The sequence below is a fragment of the Prosthecobacter vanneervenii genome, assembly GCF_014203095.1.
In the GTDB taxonomy this organism is placed as follows: Bacteria; Verrucomicrobiota; Verrucomicrobiia; order Verrucomicrobiales; family Verrucomicrobiaceae; genus Prosthecobacter; species Prosthecobacter vanneervenii.
Window position 1 is genome coordinate 51281 of sequence record NZ_JACHIG010000009.1, and the last position, 21132, is coordinate 72412.

At 60.1% G+C, this 21132-nt stretch carries 18 protein-coding genes; 13 read left to right on the forward strand and 5 right to left on the reverse strand.

What is annotated here, in order from left to right; all coding sequences use genetic code 11:
- The first annotated feature begins 95 nt into the window (after nt 1-95).
- From HNQ65_RS18920 to HNQ65_RS18950, 7 genes are all read left to right on the forward strand, one after another.
- Nucleotides 96-1175 (forward strand): pyridoxal-phosphate-dependent aminotransferase family protein, encoded by a 1080-nt coding sequence (locus tag HNQ65_RS18920; protein WP_184341881.1) that lies wholly within the window; start codon nt 96-98, stop codon nt 1173-1175.
- Nucleotides 1176-1330: 155 nt separating this feature from the next.
- Nucleotides 1331-1696, forward strand: a complete 366-nt coding sequence (locus HNQ65_RS18925) for a hypothetical protein (RefSeq protein WP_184341883.1) — start codon at nt 1331-1333, stop codon at nt 1694-1696.
- A gap of 18 nt (nt 1697-1714) precedes the next feature.
- Entirely contained in the window at nt 1715-2416 is a 702-nt protein-coding gene (locus HNQ65_RS18930) for a hypothetical protein (protein WP_184341885.1), read from the forward strand.
- 20 nt (nt 2417-2436) lie between these two features.
- A complete protein-coding gene (locus HNQ65_RS18935; RefSeq protein WP_184341887.1) occupies nt 2437-3903 on the forward strand; it encodes an ammonium transporter in 1467 nt (488 codons plus the stop codon).
- A 103-nt stretch (nt 3904-4006) separates the two neighbouring features.
- A complete protein-coding gene (locus HNQ65_RS18940; RefSeq protein WP_184341889.1) occupies nt 4007-5185 on the forward strand; it encodes a radical SAM/SPASM domain-containing protein in 1179 nt (392 codons plus the stop codon).
- 166 nt (nt 5186-5351) lie between these two features.
- The gene (locus HNQ65_RS18945; protein WP_184341891.1) at nt 5352-6056 is read left to right on the forward strand and encodes a hypothetical protein; all 705 of its coding nucleotides are present in this window, start codon (nt 5352-5354) and stop codon (nt 6054-6056) included.
- A 143-nt stretch (nt 6057-6199) separates the two neighbouring features.
- The gene (locus tag HNQ65_RS18950) at nt 6200-6448 is read left to right on the forward strand and encodes a hypothetical protein (RefSeq protein WP_184341893.1); all 249 of its coding nucleotides are present in this window, start codon (nt 6200-6202) and stop codon (nt 6446-6448) included.
- A gap of 84 nt (nt 6449-6532) precedes the next feature.
- Here HNQ65_RS18950 and HNQ65_RS18955 read toward each other — a convergent pair whose 3' ends face one another.
- The gene (locus HNQ65_RS18955; protein WP_184341896.1) at nt 6533-7138 is read right to left on the reverse strand and encodes a hypothetical protein; all 606 of its coding nucleotides are present in this window, start codon (nt 7136-7138) and stop codon (nt 6533-6535) included.
- 72 nt (nt 7139-7210) lie between these two features.
- Between HNQ65_RS18955 and HNQ65_RS18960 the strand changes: the two genes are divergently transcribed.
- Nucleotides 7211-8065 (forward strand): alpha/beta hydrolase, encoded by an 855-nt coding sequence (locus HNQ65_RS18960; RefSeq protein ID WP_184341898.1) that lies wholly within the window; start codon nt 7211-7213, stop codon nt 8063-8065.
- A 5-nt stretch (nt 8066-8070) separates the two neighbouring features.
- On the opposite strand, the gene HNQ65_RS18965 is transcribed toward HNQ65_RS18960, so the two are convergent.
- Nucleotides 8071-10446 carry a Tex family protein gene (locus HNQ65_RS18965; protein WP_184341900.1) on the reverse strand — a complete coding sequence of 792 codons (2376 nt, stop codon included), beginning with the start codon at nt 10444-10446 and terminating at the stop codon, nt 8071-8073.
- A gap of 191 nt (nt 10447-10637) precedes the next feature.
- Between HNQ65_RS18965 and HNQ65_RS18970 the strand changes: the two genes are divergently transcribed.
- Together HNQ65_RS18970 and HNQ65_RS18975 are read left to right on the forward strand one after the other, a co-directional pair.
- The gene (locus HNQ65_RS18970; RefSeq protein ID WP_184341902.1) at nt 10638-11861 is read left to right on the forward strand and encodes a PQQ-binding-like beta-propeller repeat protein; all 1224 of its coding nucleotides are present in this window, start codon (nt 10638-10640) and stop codon (nt 11859-11861) included.
- 4 nt (nt 11862-11865) lie between these two features.
- A complete protein-coding gene (locus tag HNQ65_RS18975) occupies nt 11866-13218 on the forward strand; it encodes a neutral/alkaline non-lysosomal ceramidase N-terminal domain-containing protein (protein ID WP_184341904.1) in 1353 nt (450 codons plus the stop codon).
- Between the two features lie 21 nt (nt 13219-13239).
- On the opposite strand, the gene HNQ65_RS18980 is transcribed toward HNQ65_RS18975, so the two are convergent.
- The 3 genes from HNQ65_RS18980 to HNQ65_RS18990 form a co-directional block, all read right to left on the reverse strand.
- On the reverse strand, nt 13240-13827 hold the full coding sequence (locus HNQ65_RS18980) for a Uma2 family endonuclease (protein ID WP_184341907.1): 588 nt from the start codon (nt 13825-13827) through the stop codon (nt 13240-13242).
- Nucleotides 13828-13941: 114 nt separating this feature from the next.
- Nucleotides 13942-14943: a sugar phosphate isomerase/epimerase family protein gene (locus HNQ65_RS18985; RefSeq protein WP_184341909.1), complete on the reverse strand. Its 1002-nt coding sequence runs from the start codon at nt 14941-14943 to the stop codon at nt 13942-13944.
- Nucleotides 14944-15035: 92 nt separating this feature from the next.
- The gene (locus tag HNQ65_RS18990; protein ID WP_184341911.1) at nt 15036-15896 is read right to left on the reverse strand and encodes a hypothetical protein; all 861 of its coding nucleotides are present in this window, start codon (nt 15894-15896) and stop codon (nt 15036-15038) included.
- A 98-nt stretch (nt 15897-15994) separates the two neighbouring features.
- On the opposite strand from HNQ65_RS18990, the gene HNQ65_RS18995 reads away from it, so the two are divergent.
- The 3 genes from HNQ65_RS18995 to tsaD all read left to right on the forward strand — a co-directional run bounded on the left by HNQ65_RS18995 (nt 15995) and on the right by tsaD (nt 21118).
- Nucleotides 15995-18706, forward strand: a complete 2712-nt coding sequence (locus HNQ65_RS18995; protein ID WP_184341913.1) for a PQQ-dependent sugar dehydrogenase — start codon at nt 15995-15997, stop codon at nt 18704-18706.
- A 16-nt stretch (nt 18707-18722) separates the two neighbouring features.
- On the forward strand, nt 18723-19235 hold the full coding sequence (locus tag HNQ65_RS19000; protein ID WP_184341915.1) for a hypothetical protein: 513 nt from the start codon (nt 18723-18725) through the stop codon (nt 19233-19235).
- A gap of 872 nt (nt 19236-20107) precedes the next feature.
- Nucleotides 20108-21118 carry a tRNA (adenosine(37)-N6)-threonylcarbamoyltransferase complex transferase subunit TsaD gene (gene tsaD / locus HNQ65_RS19005; protein WP_184341917.1) on the forward strand — a complete coding sequence of 337 codons (1011 nt, stop codon included), beginning with the start codon at nt 20108-20110 and terminating at the stop codon, nt 21116-21118.
- Nucleotides 21119-21132 lie beyond the last annotated feature (14 nt).

Genomic DNA, 21132 nt, shown 5'->3' on the forward strand with positions numbered 1-21132 from the left:
AGCGGAGCCGCAAACACCTATGCGCCGCCCCCCACACAGCCCTTGCACCCTCGCCGGAGCGCCCTACACTCCGCCTCCCCCCTTCACCCAACGCAATGAGCAACCACGTCAAACTCTACATCCCCGGACCCGTTGAAGTCAGCCCTGACACCTATGCCGCCATGGCGCAGCCGATGATCGGGCATCGCGGCAAGGGGTTCCAGGATCTGTACGCCGAAATCCAGCCGATGCTGCAGACGCTCTTCGGCACCAAGCAGCAGGTGTTTCTGAGCACCTCCTCCGCCTGGGGGGTGATGGAGGGCTCCATCCGCAATCTGGTGAAAAAGAAAGTTCTCAATTGCTGCAACGGCGCCTTTTCCGACAAGTGGCTGGACGTTTCCAAGCGCTGCGGCAAGGAAGCCGAGGCCTACCAGGTGGAATGGGGCCAGCCCGTGCGTGCCGATGAGATCGACAAACGCCTGGCCACCGGCGAGTTCGACGCCGTGACCTTCATCCACAATGAGACCTCCACAGGCGTGCTCAGCCCCATCGCGGAGATCGCCGCGCTGAAGAAGAAGTATCCGGACGTGATGTTCATCACGGACTCCGTCTCCGGCTTCACCACCGTGCCGGTGAACTTTGACGAGCTGGGCCTGGACGTGCTGCTGACCGGCAGCCAGAAGGCCTTTGCGCTGCCTCCGGGCCTGGCGCTCTTCACCGCGTCCGAGGCCGCCATGGCCCGCGCCGCCACGATCAATGACCGCGGCTACTACTTTGACTTCCTGGAGTTCAAGGCCAACGGCGAGAAGAGCATGACGCCGAGCACGCCGTGCATCAGCCTCATCTACGGCCTGCGCCATCAGCTGCAGAAGATCTTCGCCGAAGGCGTGGAAAACCGCTACGCCCGCCACGCCAAGCTCAACGGCATGGTGCACGAGTGGGTGCGCCGCAACGGCTTTGAGTTCTTCGCCCCTGAGAGCTTCCGCTCCAAGTCCCTGACCTGCGTGGCCAACAACAAGAACATCGACGTGGCGGCCTTCATCGCCCTGCTGAAGAAGAACCACAGCATGATCATTGATGGCGGCTACGGCAAGCTGAAGGGCAAGACCTTCCGCGTGTCCAACATGGGCGACGAGTCCGAGGCCAGCATCAGCACGGTGATCGCCGCGCTGGATGACAGCCTGGCGAAGCTCTAGTCCGAGTTACAGACTCTAATAAAGCTGCACCAAACCAGCCGGAATTCCGCCGGCTGGTTTTTTGTTTTTAGGAGACTGATTTTCAAACACTGACGGATGTTGTTACCAAGCCCAGACACATTTTGGCACACGTGCTGCTTTAAATATTTCTTCAGATGGAATCAACCCGCATCATTCCTGCATCTTCCAGCCGCACCTCTGCGGCCACGCAACCCAGCAACATCATCCGCATGGAACCCGATCCCGGTCTCATTAAAATGGAGTCCTTTCAGGGGCGTGAATCGGTGTCCGGTGGGGATGCAGAGTCCGCCCAACGCTTTGCAGGCGAGGTGAAATATGTGGGCTACTTTGCGGACAAGCTGGCGGAGACGCTGGGCATGCGCTCGCTGGAGATGGCCATCGTGGAAGACCGCGAAGGACAGACCGCCATCAGCGCGGGGCAGCAGCGTGGCAACTGGCACGGTGTGGTGAGCAGCAACCGCCGCTCCATCAAACAGGTGCGTGAATCCCTGGCACGCTGATCACCCTTTTTTGCGCCCATGAGCCTGAATCCTGTGATCACCTCCGCCGCATCATTGCAACGTCTGGACGGCGTGGCTGGCGTGCTGCTTTTCAAAGGCCGGAACACCATCCACCGGCAGATGCCCTTCTCCGAAACGCGTGCGGACAACCTGCGCGAGATCGTGAGCCAGATGCTGGAGGGTTATCGCCAGGTGCGGCGCAAGATCCACCAGATCTACCTGGAGTTTGACGGCGGGGTGCTGCTGGCCGTGCTGCATGAGGAGGTGGTGATGCTGTTTTTCCTGACCTCCCGTGCGGACCCGGATCTGGCCGCCAGCGCCGCCTCGGTAATGCTGAATGACCATGCGCCGCTGCTGCGTGCGGCCTCCAGCGAGCCGCAGCCTGCGGCTCAGGGGCCTGAGGATGGCATCGAAGAGCTGGTGGTCACGAGCCCGCGTGCCCTGGCGCAGATCACGGAAAAGGCCGAAACGACCGTCAACCAATGGGGTGCGGTGCGCAAATGCGTGGAGGGCGTGCTGGGCAAGGTGATGGGCCGTGCCCAGGCCAGCAACCTGATCCAGCGCACGATCGACGAGGCAAAAATAGCCGATCCCTACCGCCTCTCCGCCACCGAGGTGCGCAAGCTGGCGGTGAGCGTGATCGAGCACGTGCCCAACACCTCAAAGCGCCGCCAGCTCCTCGTGGAGCTGGATGCCTCGATGGAACATTTGAAAAACTGAACCTGCCCCACCCAACTCACATGCTGCACTTCCGCGCCTGCCTTCTAGCCTTCATCACCCTGGCCACCTGCGTCTCCGCCCAGGAGGGCAATGCCAAGATCGAGGCCAAGCTAGACACCATCATCAAAAAACTGGACGCCAGCCAGGGCACGCTGAACGAAGTGGCCAAGGCGGTGAAGCCCGCGCCTGCGCCCGCCGCCGCACCCGCTGCGGCCAGCTCTCCGGCAGATGCCTCGCTGAAGTCTGACATTGAAACCGTGCAGCTGAACCTGAACTATGTGTGGATGGTGGCCACCGGAGCGCTCGTCTTTGTGATGCAGGCCGGGTTTGCGATGGTGGAGCTGGGATTTGCCCGCGCGAAGAACAGCATCAACATCATCATGAAGAACTTTCTGGACTTCTGCATCAGCGCCATTGTCTTCCTCTTCATCGGCTTTGGCCTGATGTTTGGCACCAGTGCAGGCGGCTGGATCGGCACGGACAGCTTCTGGATCTCCAACCATCCGGCGGATGACAAGATGTGGGCCTTCTGGTTCTTCCAGGTCGTGTTTGCCGGCACCGCCTGCACCATTGTCTCGGGCGCCATGGCGGAGCGCACCAAGTTTGTAGGCTATCTCATCTACGCGGCGCTGCTGGCGGCGATTGTTTATCCCCTGGGCGGTCACTGGTGCTGGGGCAGCTTTGGCGGCGCATTCGGAGTCGGCGGAGAGAAGGGCTGGCTGGAGGCGATGGGCTTTGTGGATTTCGCCGGCTCAACGGTGGTGCATGGCTGCGGCGGCGCCTGTGCGCTGGCGGGTATTCTGGTGGTGGGGGCGAGGCATGGCCGCTTTGCCAAGGATGGCACGCCGCGCCTGATCGCGGGGCACAACATCCCACTGGCGGCACTGGGTGTGTTCATTCTTTGGTTTGGCTGGTTTGGCTTCAATGCGGGCTCCACGCTGGTAGGAAATGGCACGATCGGCCGCATCGCGGTGAATACCACCATCGCCCCGGCGGCGGCGGCGCTCTCGGCCATGATCTCGATGTGGTTTGTGCAGGGGCGGCCGGATGTGGGCATCACGCTCAATGGTTCGCTGGGTGGTGCGGTGGGTGTCACGGCATGCTGCGCAAACATTTCTCCCGCCTCTGCTTTCATTGTGGGGCTGATCGCCGGCATCATCACCACGGTGGCTACCATCGCGCTGGAACGCATGCAGATCGACGATGCCGTGGGTGCCGTGCCCGTGCATCTCTGCAATGGCTGGTGGGGCACGCTGAGCGTGGCACTCTTCAACATGGACGGCTTTGATGCGCACAAGCTCGGCGTGCAGGCTCTGGGCACCTTTTCGGTCACGCTCACCGCCTTCACGGTCTGCTTTGGCATCTTCAAGCTGGTGGACAAGATGGTGGGCCTACGTGCCTCCGACAATGAGCAGATCGACGGGCTGGACTTTGCCGAACATGCGGCGAATGCCTACCCCGACTTCCAGACCACGGAGCAGGCCTAAGGCGGGCCTGTTTTAGCGGTTTGTTTTGGCGGGCAATCGCGGTCACGCATTGCGCAAGATCGGCGGGGCATCGCGGGTGGGGCTGTGCGTTTTTAGGGGAGTTATGATCAACCTCACCCGCCTCTACTGTGATGTCGCCCAGCCCATGGACCACCTGCGCTACGGGCGCGGCCATGGCTCGCCCACCTCCGCCGCCGAGCGCCGCCCCATCGTCGTCTGGAACATCACCCGCCGCTGCAATCTGAAGTGCGTGCACTGCTACCAGGATTCCGACTCCAAATTTTACCCCGGCGAGCTGAGCTGGGAGCAGTGCAAAGCTGTGGTGGATGATCTGGCGGAGTACAAAGTACCTGCGCTGCTGCTCTCTGGTGGCGAGCCCACGATCCACCCGCACTTCTTTGAGCTGGCCGAATACGCCACCAGCAAGGGCCTGCGCCTCACGCTTTCCACCAATGGCACGCTGATCACTCCAGAGTGGGCGCAGCGCATCAAAAACATCGGCTTCTCGTATGTGGGCATCTCGCTGGACGGCATGGGCGCCACGCACGACCACTTCCGTGGCAAGGTGGGCTGCTTTGACAAGGCGGTGGCCGCCTTCCGCAATTGCAAAGCCGTGGGCCAGAAGGTGGGCCTGCGCCTCACGCTCTCCCGCCACAACATCGCCGACATCGAGGGCATCCTGGACTTCATCGAGAAAGAGGACATCGAACGCGTGTGCTTCTACCACCTCGTCTACAGCGGACGCGGAGCCGAGCTGATGGAGGTGCCACATGAGGAGACGCGGGGTGCCATCGACAAAATCCTGGACCGCACTGCCAAGTGGGCCGCCAGTGGCAAGCCGCGCGAAGTTCTCACTGTGGACCAGCCGGTGGACGGCCCCTACCTCTACATGCGCCTGAAGCGGGAGAACCCCGAACGTGCCGCCAAAGCCATGGAGCTGCTGAAATGGAACGGCGGCGGTGCCAACAGCAGCGGCACCGGCATCAGCAACATCGACACCCAGGGGAATGTGCACCCGGACCAGTTCTGGCACGAGCTGACGCTGGGCAATGTGAAGGACCGCAAGTTCAGCGACATCTGGAGCAACCGCGACAACGCCACGCTCAATGCTTTGCGCAACCGCAAGGAGCACCTGACCGGCAAATGCGCCGAGTGCAGCTTTCTGGATGTGTGCGGCGGCGGCTTCCGTGTGCGCGCGCTGCAGATGACGGGCGACCTCTGGGCCCCTGACCCCTCCTGCTATCTGAATGAGCAGGAGATCGGGCAGCCACAGATGGTTTGACGTTCAGCGAGAATGGTCGGTATGGAAATTATTTAATCCACTCGGAGATCGCAGGATTTTCCCTGCGTGTTTTCTTGCCCTTTGATTGGAGCCTGCCAGCATCGGGCGTTCTCATGTGGAGTCGCGCCTCCGCATCAACGTCTTAAACCTTCATTTACGCAGACTCATGAAAGCTTCACGTTGCACCTCTCCAGGCATGGCACGCATGACCGCTTTGCTGGCAGCCGCCACACTCCTCAGTCAATGCTCCATGCCACCGGAGCAGGCCTGGCGCTACATCCAGACCAATGGCCTGCTAAGCTACATGCAGGCCCCGCGCCAGCCATCCCCGCCATTCCGCGTTGGCACTGCGGGCTACCAGCACTATGCTCTCAGCCCTCAGCGCAGATACACGCCTTCAGTCGCCTGGAATTCTCCCCTGCCCAGCCGCAGCAGGTATCAAGCATCCAACAGCTACCTGAGCCAGCCGTCTTCCAGTTCCAGGTATGTGCCACGCCCACGCTCGAGCGCTCCCGCCACTGAGTCAGCCCCGAAGGTGAAAATCCCCGTGCAGGAGCCCTCTCCGTCACCCCAGGTGGCCAGCACCCCCGCGCCACAGCACCAGACTGCCCCAAAGACCAACACACCGTCTGCGCCCGCCTCCATCAACACTGACAACGTGCCCTACGGCTCGCCGGTGCCGGGGCGCATGAACATGGTGAACAGTCCCTATGCAGGAAAGACCCAGCTGGTGGACGTCTCCGGCATGAGCGCTGGGCAGACGGTGAAGTGCCCCTATACCGGCAAGCTCTTCAAAGTGCCCCCAACCCAGCAGGCCGCCGCGCAGACGGAATCAAGCCTGGAAGCGAAATCTGGCGACAAAAAGCCCTAAAACGGCCGGGAGTGCCAAAATCACCCCTAAAACCGCCGCCGGGGAAAACCGCGGTGGGGGCCTGCATTTGGTCTTGATTCAACCTTGATCAGTGGAACTCTTCCGGCCCTCAAAAAAAGTAAAACGACAACCGATCATCCATCATGGGTCAACAACTGAACAAAGTAATCAAACGCCGCCGCCGTAAGCTTTACATCGCCCGCAAGAAAGCTCTGGCCAAAGCTGGCGTGTCCCGCAAGGCTCGTGCCGCCAAAGCCGAAGCCAAAGGCGCCAAGAAAGCTCCCGCCAAAAAAGCAGCCGTGAAGAAGGCCCCAACCAAGGCCAAGGCCGCTGAAACCGCCGCCGTGGAAGTGACCGAGACCGCCGCCCCTGAAGCTGCTGCCCAGGAGTAATCGGTTCATCAACTGACATCTCGATTTCAAGACCACCGTCATGGCCTGCCATGACGGTGTTTTTTTACACAGCCAAAAAATGGCCTACTGGAACCAGCCGGTGCCACCACTGCCAGGATAGGCGGGTGTGGTGCCGTTGGAGCTGGAATTGAAGGCATCATAATAGCCACGCTCAAAACTGGAGCGGTAGCGTGGATCGTAGCGGCCGACATATGCCGCGGGATCAGCGGCCCGGCCGTTGGTGCGATCGCGCAGGCCGTAGTCGTAGCCCTGATTGTAAACAGGATCTCGCTGCTGCTGGGGGGCTTGTTGCTGCTGCTGAGCTGCGCCCGGAGGAGGTGGCAGTGCTCCGGGCTGGTTGCCGTAGCCGGGATTGACGCCCAACTGGCCCTGGCTGCTGCGGATTTGATTGTAGCGTTGATTGTAGCCGTCGCGGTATGCCATCGTGGTATTGCGGTCAAAACGCGATGGGTAGCGATTGTAGTCGGGATTCAATCCTTGCTGGGCATCAGACTGACCGTCCTGCTGACCACGCTCGAAGGCCATGGCGTTCATCTGCGCGCCCTGATCCCGCATGTCCTGGCGATAGGGGTTGGCATAAGGATCCGCGCCGTTAGGGCCGTAGTAGGGGTCCACACATTGGGTGAGCAGCAACGGAAGAGCCAGCGAGGCGAGGCGCGTGAGTTTCATAAGAGAGCGTAAGAGACGCCCAGCCGTGTGGCAAGGGCGCAATCTCCGACGCATTGGCTGCGTTTTGTGTTCATGAAATGTTCCATCCTGCTGTGCTGCCTGCTGCTGACTGCGACCACCCGAGCCGATGACGCCGTGCGCATTGAAAAAGACGTCTCCTACCTGCCGGCGGAACGAAAAGAAAAGGCCGACCTGTATCTGCCTGCGGAAGACGGGCAGAAGCACCCTGGAGTCGTCATCATTCACGGTGGCGGCTGGACCGGCGGCATCAAGGATGCCAAACGCGAGATCAACATCGGCACCACGCTGGCCGCGCATGGCTACGTGTGCATGAGCATCGACTACCAGCTCCATGATTCCAAAAGCCCCACGCCCTGCTGGCCTCAGAACCTGCATGACTGCAAAACCGCCGTGCGATGGCTGCGGGCCAATGCGGAGCGTCTGCATCTGGACAGCGCGCACATTGGAGTAATCGGAGGCTCCGCAGGCGGTCACCTGGCCAGCATGGTGGGCATCACCGGGCCGGAGGCAGGGCTGGACCCTGCAGGCCCCTATGGTGAGCAATCGTGCCGGGTGAACTGCGTGGTGGACATGTACGGCCCGGCAGACATCGAGCACTACAAGGACATCTCCGCACTGCGCAAAACCCGCGCAGAATCTCCCGAGCTGTACAAGCAGTTTTCCCTGCTCACCTATCTCGACCAATCAGACCCGCCTTTTCTCATTCTGCACGGCACGGCTGATAAGACGGTAGATGTGGAGCAGTCCAAAATACTGGATGCCGCGCTGGCAAAGCACGGCATCGAGCATCATCTGGAAATCATCGAAGGTGCTCCGCACACCTTTCACCTGCAGCCGAGCCAGAAAGACCTGCGGCCGCTGGTGCTTGCCTTTTTTGACAAGCACCTCAAGCCCGCAGCGAAGTAGCGCTTCTACTTCTTGCCCTTCTGCGTTGCGGCGGTGAACCAGTCATTGCCGCCACCACCGCCACCGAAGGGATTGCCCATGCCGCCACCAGAGCTGCGACCACCACCGCTGGAGAAGCTGCGCTGAGCACCGCCCTGGCCGCCACCGCCGCCTGCGGGGCGGGGTCCTGCGCTGCCTTGCTTCTTCTCAAAATCGGGCTTCGACTTCATGCTGAGGGCGATGCGCTTACGCTGGATGTCCACTTCCGTGACGGTGACCTGCACGCGCTGCGCCACCTTCACGATTTCGGCGGGATCGCGCACAAAGGTGTCGCTGAGCTGGCTCACGTGCACAAGGCCATCCTGGTGCACGCCGATGTCCACAAAGGCGCCAAAGGCGGTCACGTTCGTGACGATGCCAGGGAGCTTCATACCGACGGTGAGATCCTTCATCTCGTTCACGCCTTCGGCGAAGGTGAAGACTTCGAACTGCTTACGCGGGTCGCGGCCGGGCTTGGCCAGTTCGTTCATGATGTCCTGCAGCGTGGGCAGGCCCACGTCTTCGCTGACGTATTTCTTGAGGTCGATCTTCTGGCGCAATTCGGCTCGCTGCATCAGCTCTGAAACGGTGCAGCCGATGTCCGCCGCCATTTTTTCCACCAGCGGATAGCGCTCGGGATGCACGGCACTGGCATCCAGAGGATGCGCGGCATCGCGGATGCGCAGGAAGCCTGCGGCCTGCTCGAAGGCCTTCTCGCCAAGCCGTGGCACCTTGAGCAGATCCTTGCGGCTCTGGAAGGGGCCGTTCTCATTGCGGAAGGCCACGATGTTGGCGGCGTGTGCGCTGTTTAGGCCGGAGACGTAGCTGAGAAGCTGCTTGCTGGCGGTGTTCAGCTCCACGCCCACGCCGTTCACCGCGCTGATGACGACGTTGTCCAGGCTGGTCTTGAGCTGGTTTTGATCCACATCATGCTGGTACTGGCCCACGCCGATAGATTTCGGATCCAGCTTCACCAGCTCTGCCAGAGGGTCCATGAGACGACGGGCGATGGAGACGGAGCCACGCACGGTGACGTCGTGATTTGGAAACTCCTCGCGCGCGACTTCGCTGGCGCTGTAGATGGAGGCACCGCTTTCATTCACCATGATGACGGGAATGGAGGCCGGCACGCCGATCTTCTTCACAAACATTTCCGTCTCACGGCTGGCGGTACCGTTGCCGATGGCGATGGCCTGGATTTTGTAACGGTCCACCAGATTGAGCACCAGATTCTTCGCGTGCAGCAGGCCGCTGCCTTCGCCGAGGAGGTAGATCACGTCATTGTAGAGCAGCTGGCCCTGGGCATCGAGCACGACGATCTTGCAGCCGGTGCGGAAGCCGGGGTCGATGCCTAGGACGCGTTTCTGGCCCAGAGGTGCGGCCAGGAGGAGCTCGCGAAGGTTGTCGGCAAAGACGCGAACGGCTTCGGTGTCCGCCTTCTTCTTGGACTCAAGACGCGCCTCGGTCTCCATGCTGGAGCTGAGCAGGCGCTTGTAGCTGTCTGCGCAGGCGAGCTTCATCTGATCGGTGCAGGCATTACCGCCTTTGACGAAGATATTCTCGATGATCTTGATGGCAGTGTCTTCTGCAGGCTGGATGCGCATGAGCAGATAGCCTTCTTTTTCGCCACGACGGATGGCCAGCATGCGGTGGGAGGGGATGGACTTGAGCGGCTCGGTCCAGTCGAAGTAGTCGCGGAACTTCTGCGCCTCTTCCTCCTTCTCTTTTCCAAACATGACTTTGGAGACAACCGAAGACTGCTCGGTGAAAAGTTTACGCAATGCAGCACGTGTCTCTGCGTGGTCGCTGATGCGCTCGGCGATGATGTCGCGCGCGCCACTGAGAGCGTCTGCGGCGTCTTTGACGCGCAGCTCCTCGTTTTCGTGATCGGGGTTCACATACTTGGCCACCTCGGTGTTGAGATCGACGCCGGATGTGAGGAGATTGGCCTCAATGAAATCGGCCAGTGGTTCCAGGCCCTTTTCCTTGGCGATGGTGGCGCGGGTGCGGCGCTTCGGACGGAACGGCGCAAAGATATCCTCCAGCGCATTCATCGTCTCGGCCTTTTCGATCTTGGCGCGCAGGACGTCCGTCATGAGCTTGCGCTCTTCGAGAGACTTCACGATGGCGGTGCGGCGGTCATCCAGCGCCACGAGCTGGCCCATGCGCTCCTGGATGTTCTGGATCTGCACTTCATCGAGAGAGCCGGTGGCCTCTTTACGATAGCGGGAAATGAAGGGGACGGTGGCTCCGTCAGCGAGCAGCTTGGCAGTGGCGCCCACCTGGATGGCCTTCAGGCCCAGCTCCTTGGAGACGCGCTCGACGTGGGCGACATTGATATTGAGTTCGTTGGCAGCAGACATGGTTGGGAAATTTGGGGATGGTTGAAGGCCACATGCACTCCGTTGCAGTACATGCAGCCATTTGGGTGGGTGGAATTAGCGAGACGTTTCCCTGCGGCAACCAATCAGCGCGACTTGTGAAAAACTTTTGTCGGAGGCATGGCTTGACATGGCTTTGCGAAATTTTCCCGGACGAGTCGTATTGAGGCTGCATGATGAAATTTTTTGCAGCTTTTCTGATTTCAAGCGTTGCATTCTCCGCAGAAGACTGGCCCCACTGGCGCGGCCCTCATTCGGACGGCAGCTGGAATCCCAAGGACATTCCTGCGGACTTTGCCAGGAAAGAGCCAGAGCGAGTTTGGAAAAAAGACATCGGCGCAGGATTCGGCGGGGTGACCACAAGCGGCAGCCAGGTGTATGTGATGGACCGGGTCAGAACGCCCAGAGAGGTCGAACGCGTTCTGTGTTTTGATGCAGAAAGCGGCAGTTCTCTCTGGCAGCAAAGCTGGGAGGTGAGCTATGGAGGCATGGAGTACGGCACCGGCCCGCGTGCCTCGGTTAATATCAGTGAGGGCAAGGCGTTTACACTGGGCGCGACTGGCGTGGCATCTTGTTTCGATGCCGTGACAGGCAGGGTGATATGGCAGGTGGACACGGTGCAAACCTACGGAGCGAAGATTCCCAAGTGGGGCTTCGCGGCGTCTCCGGTGACCGATGGCAGCCGCGTGCTGCTGCACGTGGGTGCGAATGGCGGATCTGTGCTAGCCCTGGATAAAAACTCCGGCAAGGAAGTCTGGAGAGGCGGTCCTGATCCGGCTGGCTATTGCACACCGGAAATCATCACCCATGCAGGCACGCGTCAGCTCATCGCGTGGGGGCCGGAAAACGTGCAGAGCCTTGATCCCGACAGCGGCAGAGTAAACTGGACCTTCCCTTACAAGATCACGTACGGAGTCAGCATCGCACAGCCGCTTTATCATGACGGCATCCTGCTTGTGTCGGGCTACTGGCATGGAGCGAAGGCGCTTCGGCTCGGGGAAAAGAGCCCCAGCTTGTTGTGGGAAAATCAGGATAAGATCTGCGGCCTCATGTCCGCTCCTTTGTTTAAAGACGGCGTCGTTTACATGCTCGACAAGACTCGTGGCCTGCAGGCCTTCGAACTCAAGACAGGCAAAATTTTATGGAGCGATGAAAACACGCTGACGCCCAAGGGCAGCAATCCGCAGATGAGCCTGGTGTGGATGCAGGAGTCTGCCAACCTTGCCGCTCTATTGAATGCCGACGGTGAACTCGTCTATGTCACACTCCAGCCTGACAAGCGCGTGGAACTGGCCCGCTGGCAGATTATTGGCAAAACCTGGGCGCACCCGGCATTCGCAGGAAACAGGATATTTGCACGCAGCGATAAAGAATTGTCAGCCTGGCGGCTTTGGTAGTCCCATGAAACTCTGGCTGCCTCTGCTCCTCTGCATTTTCGTCATCGCCGCTGCTCCTGTAAATGAACCGCCAGCGTGGAAGGCGGGCGCGGCTTCAGCGAAGATCACGCCGGAGCAACCCATGTGGATGGCAGGCTATGCGGGACGCACGAAGCCGTCTGAAGGCGTTGAGCTGGACCTGTTTGCAAAAGCGTTTGTGCTCACGGATCAGGCAGGCGGGCGGTTCGCACTCATCACGATGGATTTGATCGGCGTTCCGAGAAATCTGCGCCTTGCTGTGGCAGAGCGGGTGAAGAAGGAGCATGGCATCGAGCCCGCAAATCTGGCCATCAATGCCTCCCATACGCACAGCGGGCCGGAGCTGCGCACGAGCAAAATCTACGGCGCTGACGATCTGGCACTGCGCGAGAAGGAGGCCGCAGAATACACCGCCAAGCTGGAGAACACGCTGGTGAGTCTCGTCGGCGAGGCGCTGAAAAAATCCGTACCAGCGCATCTGGACCACAGCACGGCACGCTGCGGGGTCTCGATGAACCGCCGCACACCGGATGGCAAAGGCGGCTGGAACAATTTTCCGAATCCCCAAGGACCGGTGGACCAGACTGTGCCCGTGTTACGCGCCAGCACGGCGGAGGGCAAGGACATCGCCATCATCTTTGGCTACTCCTGCCACTGCACCGTGCTAGGGCACCAGAAATTCAGCGGCGACTACGCGGGCTACGCACAGCAGGAGATCGAAAAGGCGCACCCCGATGCCGTGGCGATGTTTGCGAACGGCTGCAGCGGCGACCAGAACCCCTACCCGCGCAAGACGATGGAGCTGGCGCAGACGCACGGCAAATCTCTCGCCACCTCCGTGCAGGCTGCGCTGGAGACGAACATGCAGCGCCTCAAGGGCCGCATCCGCGCCGCGTATCGAGAGATCCCTCTGGCCTATGACAAGCTGCCAACGAAGGAGCAGCTTCAGGAAGAACAAAAATCCAACAACAAATACTTGGTCGGACACGGCACACGCATCCTTCAACGCATGGCCGATGAAGGCTCGCTGTCCACAACCTATCCCTACCCCGTTCAGGTGCTACGCCTCGGCAATGAACTCACCTGGGTCACACTCGGCGGCGAGGTGGTGGTGGACTACTCACTCCGCCTCAAGCAGGACCTCAAAGATCCCATCGTCTGGATCAGCGGCTACACCAACGATGTCATGGCCTACATTCCAAGCCTGCGCATCTGGCAGGAAGGCGGCTACGAAGGCGGCGGTGCCATGATCTACGGCTCTCACCCCACACGCTGGAGCGACAAGACCGAGGAGCACATCATCGGCACGGTGATGGAGCTGAGGAACGCGGTGGAATAATTCTACAGTCTCATCTCCAGCTCAACGCTTGCCGAACTTCAGCCGATCGTAGACCTCGACCAAAGGAAGCTGGATGCCGAGACACTTGATATCAAGTTCTTGGTCCAGCCCTTTGGCCTCTGTGAGAAACCAGAAGCCGTCGCCATGGCGTTCGTAGATCTCGATGTGCGGAGCGTCCTGGGAGACGAGCACATAGGCTTTAAGAGATTCTAGCTGACGATAGTTTTCCGCCTTTTTTCCGCGATCATAGCTCTCGGTGGATTTTGAAAGCACTTCGAAGACGATAGTCGGATTGACAGCAGTCTGCTGACGCTTGTCTCTGGGATCAACCTCGAGCTTTTTGCAAAAAACCGAAGCATCAGGATAGGTAACGAGGCCTGTGGCAAGAACTTTGACTCGCAGATTGCTGTCGTAGGGAGTGCAGGTTTTGCCTTTGAGTCGCTGACGTAGCTCTCCAAGCAAATTGGTAACAATCAAGCTGTGCTCAGGGCTTCCTCCAGCCATGGCGAATATCTCGCCATCGTGAAACTCGCTTTTATAAACCTCGTTTTCTTCGAGGTCGTAGTATTGCTCCACGGTGTGTTTGGCTTTGGCTTTGGCGATGCCCATGATCTCTAAAGCTATCACTTCCAGATTTCAGATTCAATCATGCAAAAACGGCCCGGGAGGTGATCCCGGGCCGCTGAGGCGTGAGGCATGTGCACACGGAGTGTGCTGACCGCATTATTTGCTGTTCTCGGCGAACTGCGCGTCGAAGATGATCTTGCTGGGCGGGAAGTCGATCTTCTTCACGAAGGCGGCGGACTCGGCGGCGCCGAACTCGCGGTCCATCGCGCCGTCTTCCCACTCCACGCTGAGAGGGCCGCCGTAGTCGATGTCGTTGAGGGCGCGGATGATGCGCTCAAAGTTGATGTTGCCACGGCCCACGGACTTGAAGTCCCAGTAGCGGCTCGGCTTGTGGAAGTCCACATGGCCGCCGAAGACGCCCGCCGTGCCGTCACCGATGCCCCAGGCCACGTCCTTCATGTGGACGTGGAAAATGCGGTCGCTGAACTTGTAGATGAACTTGATGTAATCCACGCCCTGGTAGCCGAAGTGGCTGGGGTCGAAGTTGAAGCCGAAGGCCGGGTGATAGTCCACGGCCTGGAGAGCGCGCTCGGCGCTGGCAATGTCGAAGGCGATCTCCGTGGGGTGCACTTCCAGCGCGTAGCGGATGCCGAGCTTCTGGTATTCGTCAAAGATGGGGGTGAAACGCTTGGCGAAATCTTTGTAGCCTGCGTCGATCTGGCCGGGGAGATTCGGCGGGAAGGAATAAACGAGGTGCCAGATGCTGCTGCCCGTGAAGCCGTTCACGACGCTGACGCCGAAGCGCTTGGCGGCATGCGCGGTCTTGATGAGCTCCTCTGCGGCGCGCTGGCGCACACCTTCCGGATTGCCGTCGCCATAAATGTGCTGGGGCAGGATCTGCGCGTGGCGGGGGTCGATGTTGTCGCACACAGCCTGGCCCACGAGGTGGGTGGAGATGGCGTGGCACTGCATGCCTGCGGCCTTGAGCTTGGCGCGCTTGGCATCGCAGTAGGCCTGGTCTGCCTTGTCCACTTCAAAGTGGTCGCCCCAGCAGGCAAGTTCGACACCGTCATAGCCGAAGGCCTTGGCCTTCTGGATCATGGTATCAACGGAAAGATCGGCCCACTGGCCGGTGAAGAGTGTGACAGGGCGAGGCATGACGTGTTTAAGGTTGAGTTGAGGCGGGGAAGAAGGAGAAAGATTGCGGGTTGTCGAATGTGAAAGACGATTTTTTCGCGGGTTCCTGGGGCTTATTTGCGCTCCAGAGCCTGGGAGCGGGTCAGGGTGTAGGGCAGTTCCAAGGTCAGCTGGGCTTGTTTTCCGGACTGGTCATTGACGAGACCGACGTGCTTCAGCTGGCCGGAGATCTTGGTGTCCAGATCCAGCATGTCCGAAAGACGGCGGACGAGAGTGACATCAAATGTGACCTCAATGCGGCTCAGGTAGCCCATGGGCCGCTCCATGGTAAAGCTGCCGGTGAGGCGCACCGTGGCCTGCCGACCACCGGGCTGCTCACTCACGGAAACGAGCGTGCAGTCGATGTCCCTGGCCACCACGGCTCCGTAGGCCTTGCCTGAGGATTCATTGATGTTGATTTTCCAACTCTCTCCGGCTTTGCGTGTTTGATTGAGCAGGCAGGCGTCAGGGATCTCCAGCAGCAGCTTGGTGAAAGCCAGGTCACTCATGAACTTTTGCTCTTCAGCACTGGGCTTGCCGCCAGTCATGAGGGGCTTCCACGAGCCGCCCGTTTTGCGCATCCGCAGAGTTTTGCCCACCAGGGGTGCTGCCCGCTCTGCAGATGGCGGCGGCACACCATTGTAGTTTACCAGTTCGCAAACCATCTCGCGCACCTGCACCTCCTCGGAGTCACTGCCCAGCAGGCGACGCACGAGGTTCACTTTCTGCACAAAGCGGCAGGAAAAGCCGCTGCCAGTATTTGACGGCTCCATGCGTCCTTTGCCTTCCTGCACGCGAATCTCGCGCTTTTCCCGCAACAGAGTGCCGCTGCGCAGACCGGAGGGTGAGCCGAGATCTACCGGAGAGGAGCGATCTGCGGCATTCAGCGGCACGGCTGCCAGGCAAAGCAGAAAGAAGCGGGGCAAAAAGCGCATGGCGCTGAGCCTATCAAAAACACGTAAAGACGCACAAGCTGCAAGTGCGCTGCATTTCATGCTTGGCTAAAAGGCCCGTCCCCCTGCATCATGCGGCCATGACCCGCGTGCTGCTGCTTTGCCTGGCCTTTTCCACCACGATCTCTGCGCAATGGACGACCTCGCGCATTCAGGGTTCACCCGAGGCGGCAAAGCCTTGCATCCCGGAGCAGGCCTTTGCCGGAATCTCCCTCCAAGATGCTCTTGAGATGGTGCCGGTGCCTGGCGCGCAACGGTTCATCGCGGTGGAAAAAGGTGGCAAGATCTGGAGCTTCAAGGACACGCCTGAGGCGAAGCAGCAAGACCTCCTCATCGACCTCAAGCCTGAGCATCCTCAACTGCAATACGCCTATGGCATCGCCTTCCACCCCAAGTGGAAGGAAAACGGTCTCGTCTTTCTCTGCTACGCTTATGGCGATAAGGTACCGGATGGCACCAAGCTCTCCCGCTTCAAGCTCACGCAGCAGGAGCCGCCAGTGCTCGATCCCAAGTCTGAAACGGTGCTGCTGACCTGGCGCAGCGGCGGGCACAACGGTGCCAGCCTGCAGTTTGGCCCGGACGGCATGCTCTACATCTCCACCGGCGACTCCGAGGTGCCCTCCCCGCCTGATCCACTGAACACCGGGCAGGATTTGAGCGACCTGCTCTCATCTATTCTGCGCATCGATGTGGATCACGAGAAGAGCGGCAAAGCCTACGCCATTCCGCCGGACAATCCGTTTCTGAAAACGCCCAATGCCATGCCGGAGATCTGGGCCTTCGGTTTCCGCAATCCCTGGAAGATGAGCTTTGACGACCAAGGGCGTCTCTGGTGCGGCGATGTGGGCTGGGAGCTTTGGGAAATGATCCACCTGGTGCAGCGCGGCGGCAATCATGGCTGGAGCGCCTACGAGGCCAGCCAGCCGATCAAGCCTGAAACCGCGCGCCCCGAGCCCATCATCCCGCCCGTGGCCGCACATCCGCACACGGAGGCGGCGAGCATCACCGGCGGCTATGTGTACCATGGCCGCCGCTTTCCAGAGCTGAAGGATGCCTACATCTACGGCGACTATGAAACGGGCAAAATCTGGGCGCTGTGGCATGACGGCAAGCAGGTCACACGCCGGGAGGAAATCGCCGACACACCGCACAAGATCGTGAGCTTCGGTCAGGGCCCCGATGGCGAGATCTACTGGATGAACTGGGAAAAGGATACGCACATCTACCGCCTGGCGCGAAACCCAGCGGTGGGCAGGCCCAGCCAGTTTCCGCACAAGCTCAGCGAGACGGGACTGTTTAAATACACCGCCGAACAAGCTCCGGCGGCTGGGGTGCTGCCGTTTGAGATCGCCGAGCCCATGTGGCAGGACGGCGCATCTGCTTCGCGTTTTATCGCCCTGCCGGAAGGCCGGCGCATCAAGACCAAGAAGGGCGGCAATCCTGCCAAGCCAGATTTCAAAATCGAGTGGCCGGTCGGCGCCGTGCTCGCACGCACCATCACCTGGCCAGCCACTCAGCAACGCATCGAAACGCAGATCCTCCATTATGATGGCGACTCGTGGAATGGCTACTCCTACCGCTGGAATGAGAAGGGCACCGATGCCGAACTGGTGGCTGCGGATGGTACGGAACTCACCGTGCAGAAGCAGCCCTGGCGCATCCATGGCCGCGCCGAGTGCGCCCGCTGCCACAACAACTGGAGCGGCTTTGCCGTGGGCTTTCAGCCGGACCAGCTTGTGAGTATCGGAGGCAAAAAGCCAGCCGAGGCGGCTGAACTTTTTGACGGTCCTTATTTAGAACGGCTGGAGCAGCACCTGGTCTCCAGCCATGACGAGAAGTCTGACTTGGAAAGTCGTGCCCGCTCCTGGCTGCATGCAAACTGCGCCCACTGCCATCGCCGGCACGGGGGAGGCAGCGTGCCGCTGATGGTCAATTTTGACCTACTCACCGCAGAGACGATGATGTGGAATGAAAAACCGGTGCGGGGTGATCTGGCGCTGACAGATGCACGCGTCATCTCACCGGGCAAACCGGAGCAGAGTGTGCTCGTGGCCCGGATCTCACGCAGCGGCAGCGGCCACATGCCCATGATCGGCGCACGCGAGGTGGATCCTCACGGGTTTCGTCTGCTGTGGGACTGGATTGCCCAAGGAACCAAGACTCCAAAACCGAAAGCCCCACCGTCCAGCGCCAGTGAAGCACTCATCCTAGCCAGCGCGATCTCGCGCAAGGAGGCCGACTTTGACGCCAATTTGGCACAGATCGCAAACTCAGACGTCTCATGCTACTTCGAGCGTTTCCTGCCTCCTGAGCAGCGCGTCAAAACACTCGGCATGCATTTCGATGCCAAAAAACTTCTATCCGCCCCCGGATACGCAAAGCGAGGCGGCGAACTCCTCAGCATGACGGGCAAACTGGCCGCGTGTTTTGCCTGCCACATCATCAACGGCAGCGGCCTCGATTTCGGCCCTAATCTGAGCAAGGTGGGCGCGCGGATGAACCGCGAGAAGATTCTCGAAAGCCTGCATCAGCCTTCGAAGGTCATCGCCAAAGGCTACGAGACCTGGATCATCACCCTGAAGGATGGCAGCGCGCAGACGGGCTTCATGCTCAAAGCCAGCGATGGCGAGATCACGCTGAAGCTTCCTACCGGCCAGGCGATGACGATGACACGCGACCAGATCAAGAGCCAGCAGCCGCAGCCTGTTTCCCTAATGCCCGAGGGTCTGCTGCAAAGCGTGACCGAGCAGGAGGCGGCAGATGTCCTCGCGTATCTGGCGGGATTGAAATAAGATGCGCCTGCCACCGATGCCCTCTGCCGCCATCATCCTCCAGTGCATCCTGGCGGCGGTCTGCTATGGCATCATTCACGACCAGATCACCACGCGCGTCTGCCTGGAGTACTTTACCATCGCGCATCCGCGCCTGATCGAGTCCACCTCGCCCACGGTGCTGGGACTGTTCTGGGGCGTGGCTGCCACATGGTGGGTGGGAGTGCTGCTGGGTGTGCCTCTGGCCTTTGCGGCCCGGGCCGGAAGCTGGCCCCGGCTGGGCTGGCGTGATCTGCGACGCCCGCTCCTTTGCTTGCTGCTGGTCATGGCAGGCACTGCCGCATTTGCGGGGGGCACCACCTGGCTTTTATCTCGGCATTGCAGTCCAGTTGATCTCGCCGACCTCACTGAAAACCAAATCCCCCCGCAAATGAGAGCCCGCTTTCTCGGTGCTTGGGCGGCCCATTTGACGAGCTACGGCGTCGGATTTGGCGGAGGCCTTGCGCTCATCATCCGTGCTTTTTTGAGGCGCATCCATGCGGCCAGATGAAGCGTCTTTACTTTGATGACCGCATAAAAGCCGCACATGCTGCCACCACCAGACCGCCACGCCGCTGATGTTCACCACACCTGTCACCTGCCCTAGCTGCTTTCAGGAATTCGAAGTTCCAGCCCCCTCGTTTGATGAGGTTCCATGCGATGTGGACTATGACTGTGAGGTGTGCTGCAGACCGCTGCGCATTTTCTTTTCTGAAGATGATGGCGAAGTGATAGGCACGGCTTATGGCCTGGGAGAAAGCGGCCCTTATGGGTAACTTTTACCATCAGAAAAACTGATATTCTGGTAGTCTCAAGTTTGCGCATTACTACTCTTTTCTGCGAGTTTTCGCAGAGAATGCATTTGGATATTTGCAAAAGCAGAAGTTGTCGTTAATCTCGAAAAATCCCGCTGCCAGGAGTCTGGTGGATGGGAAGCTTAACAAACTGGTTAACACCCACACACATGAAAATCGCTATCCTCACCCTTATCGCGGCTTCCGCCGTTCTGTCCGCCTGCCAGCAGCCCGCTCCTCCTCCCCCTCCGCCCCCGGTGCACTCCGGCAAGTAAGTAATCCGCCGCCTAGAGCGGTCGATTGCAAATCTTGCGCGTGATCATTTCGTGATCCGTCTTGCCACTGTTCTGTTCGCTGCGTCCTTGGTGCCACAAGCATCTTGAGCCAGCAAGAGAGGGATGTGCCAAGTGCGACGCCGAAGCGAAGGCCGACTGTAAAGACGGTCAGAAGCGCTCAACTTAAGACAGGCATCTTGCCTGAACGCCGCCGTTCCCTACCCAACCAGGGAACGGCGGCATTTTTTTACCCTCATGCCACCGGTTTCCGGGTGTCAGTTTCCATATCTGCGCCATTCGTATGCTCTGCCGCCATGCCAGACTGCCTGCTAGCCTTAGAATCCTCCTGCGATGAGACCGCCGCGGCTGTCTGCACCCTGGAAGGAGAGCTGATCTCAAGCCGCATCGCCACGCAGATCGCCATACACCGTCAGTATGGCGGCGTGGTTCCGGAGGTGGCTTCGCGCAACCACATCCTGCATGTGCGCCTGCTAGTGGAGGAGGTCCTGGCGGAGGCGGGGCAAACTCCGCGAGACATGGCCGCTTTTGCGGCCACCAGCGGCCCGGGTCTGGTCAGTTCATTGCTCATCGGCACCTCAATGGCCAAAGCCCTGGCGATTGCTGAGAGCAAGCCCTTTATCGCTGTGAATCACATGGAGGGGCATCTGCTCTCCCCTTTCATGAGTGGCAACGGCCCGGTGCGCCCCTGCGTGGCGCTCATCGTCAGCGGCGGGCACACCATGCTGGTGCGCGTGCATGGCGTAGGACGCTATGAGCTGCTGGGCCGCACACGCGATGACGCCGCTGGAGAGGCTTTTGACAAAGTGGCCAAGATGGTCGGCCTCCACTACCCTGGAGGACCAGAAATCGACAAGCTCTCCACACGCGGTGACCCCAAGGCCTTTGATTTCCCACGCAGTTTTTTGGACGGGCGCAGTCTGGAGTTCAGCTTTAGCGGCCTGAAAACCGCCGTGCTGTACGAGTTGCCACGCCTGGATCTGAAAAACGAGCAGGTCCTTGCAGATCTCAGCGCCAGCGTGCAGGCGGCGATCGTGGAGGTGCTGGTGGAAAAGTTGGTGCTGGCCGCCCGGCAGTGCGGAGAAAAACTCGTGACCGTCAGCGGCGGAGTGAGCTGCAACAAGGGCCTGCGCGCTGCGCTCAGCGCGCGGTGCGCCAAGGCTGGGCTGCAACTGCTGCTGGCGCGGCCTGATCTCTGTACTGACAATGCGGGCATGATCGGCTTTGCCGCTGCGCAGCGCTTCAGCACAGGGCACACCTCGCCTCTGGAGGCGGATGTGGACCCGAATCTGCCGCTCATCAATTAACCCACCATCACCCG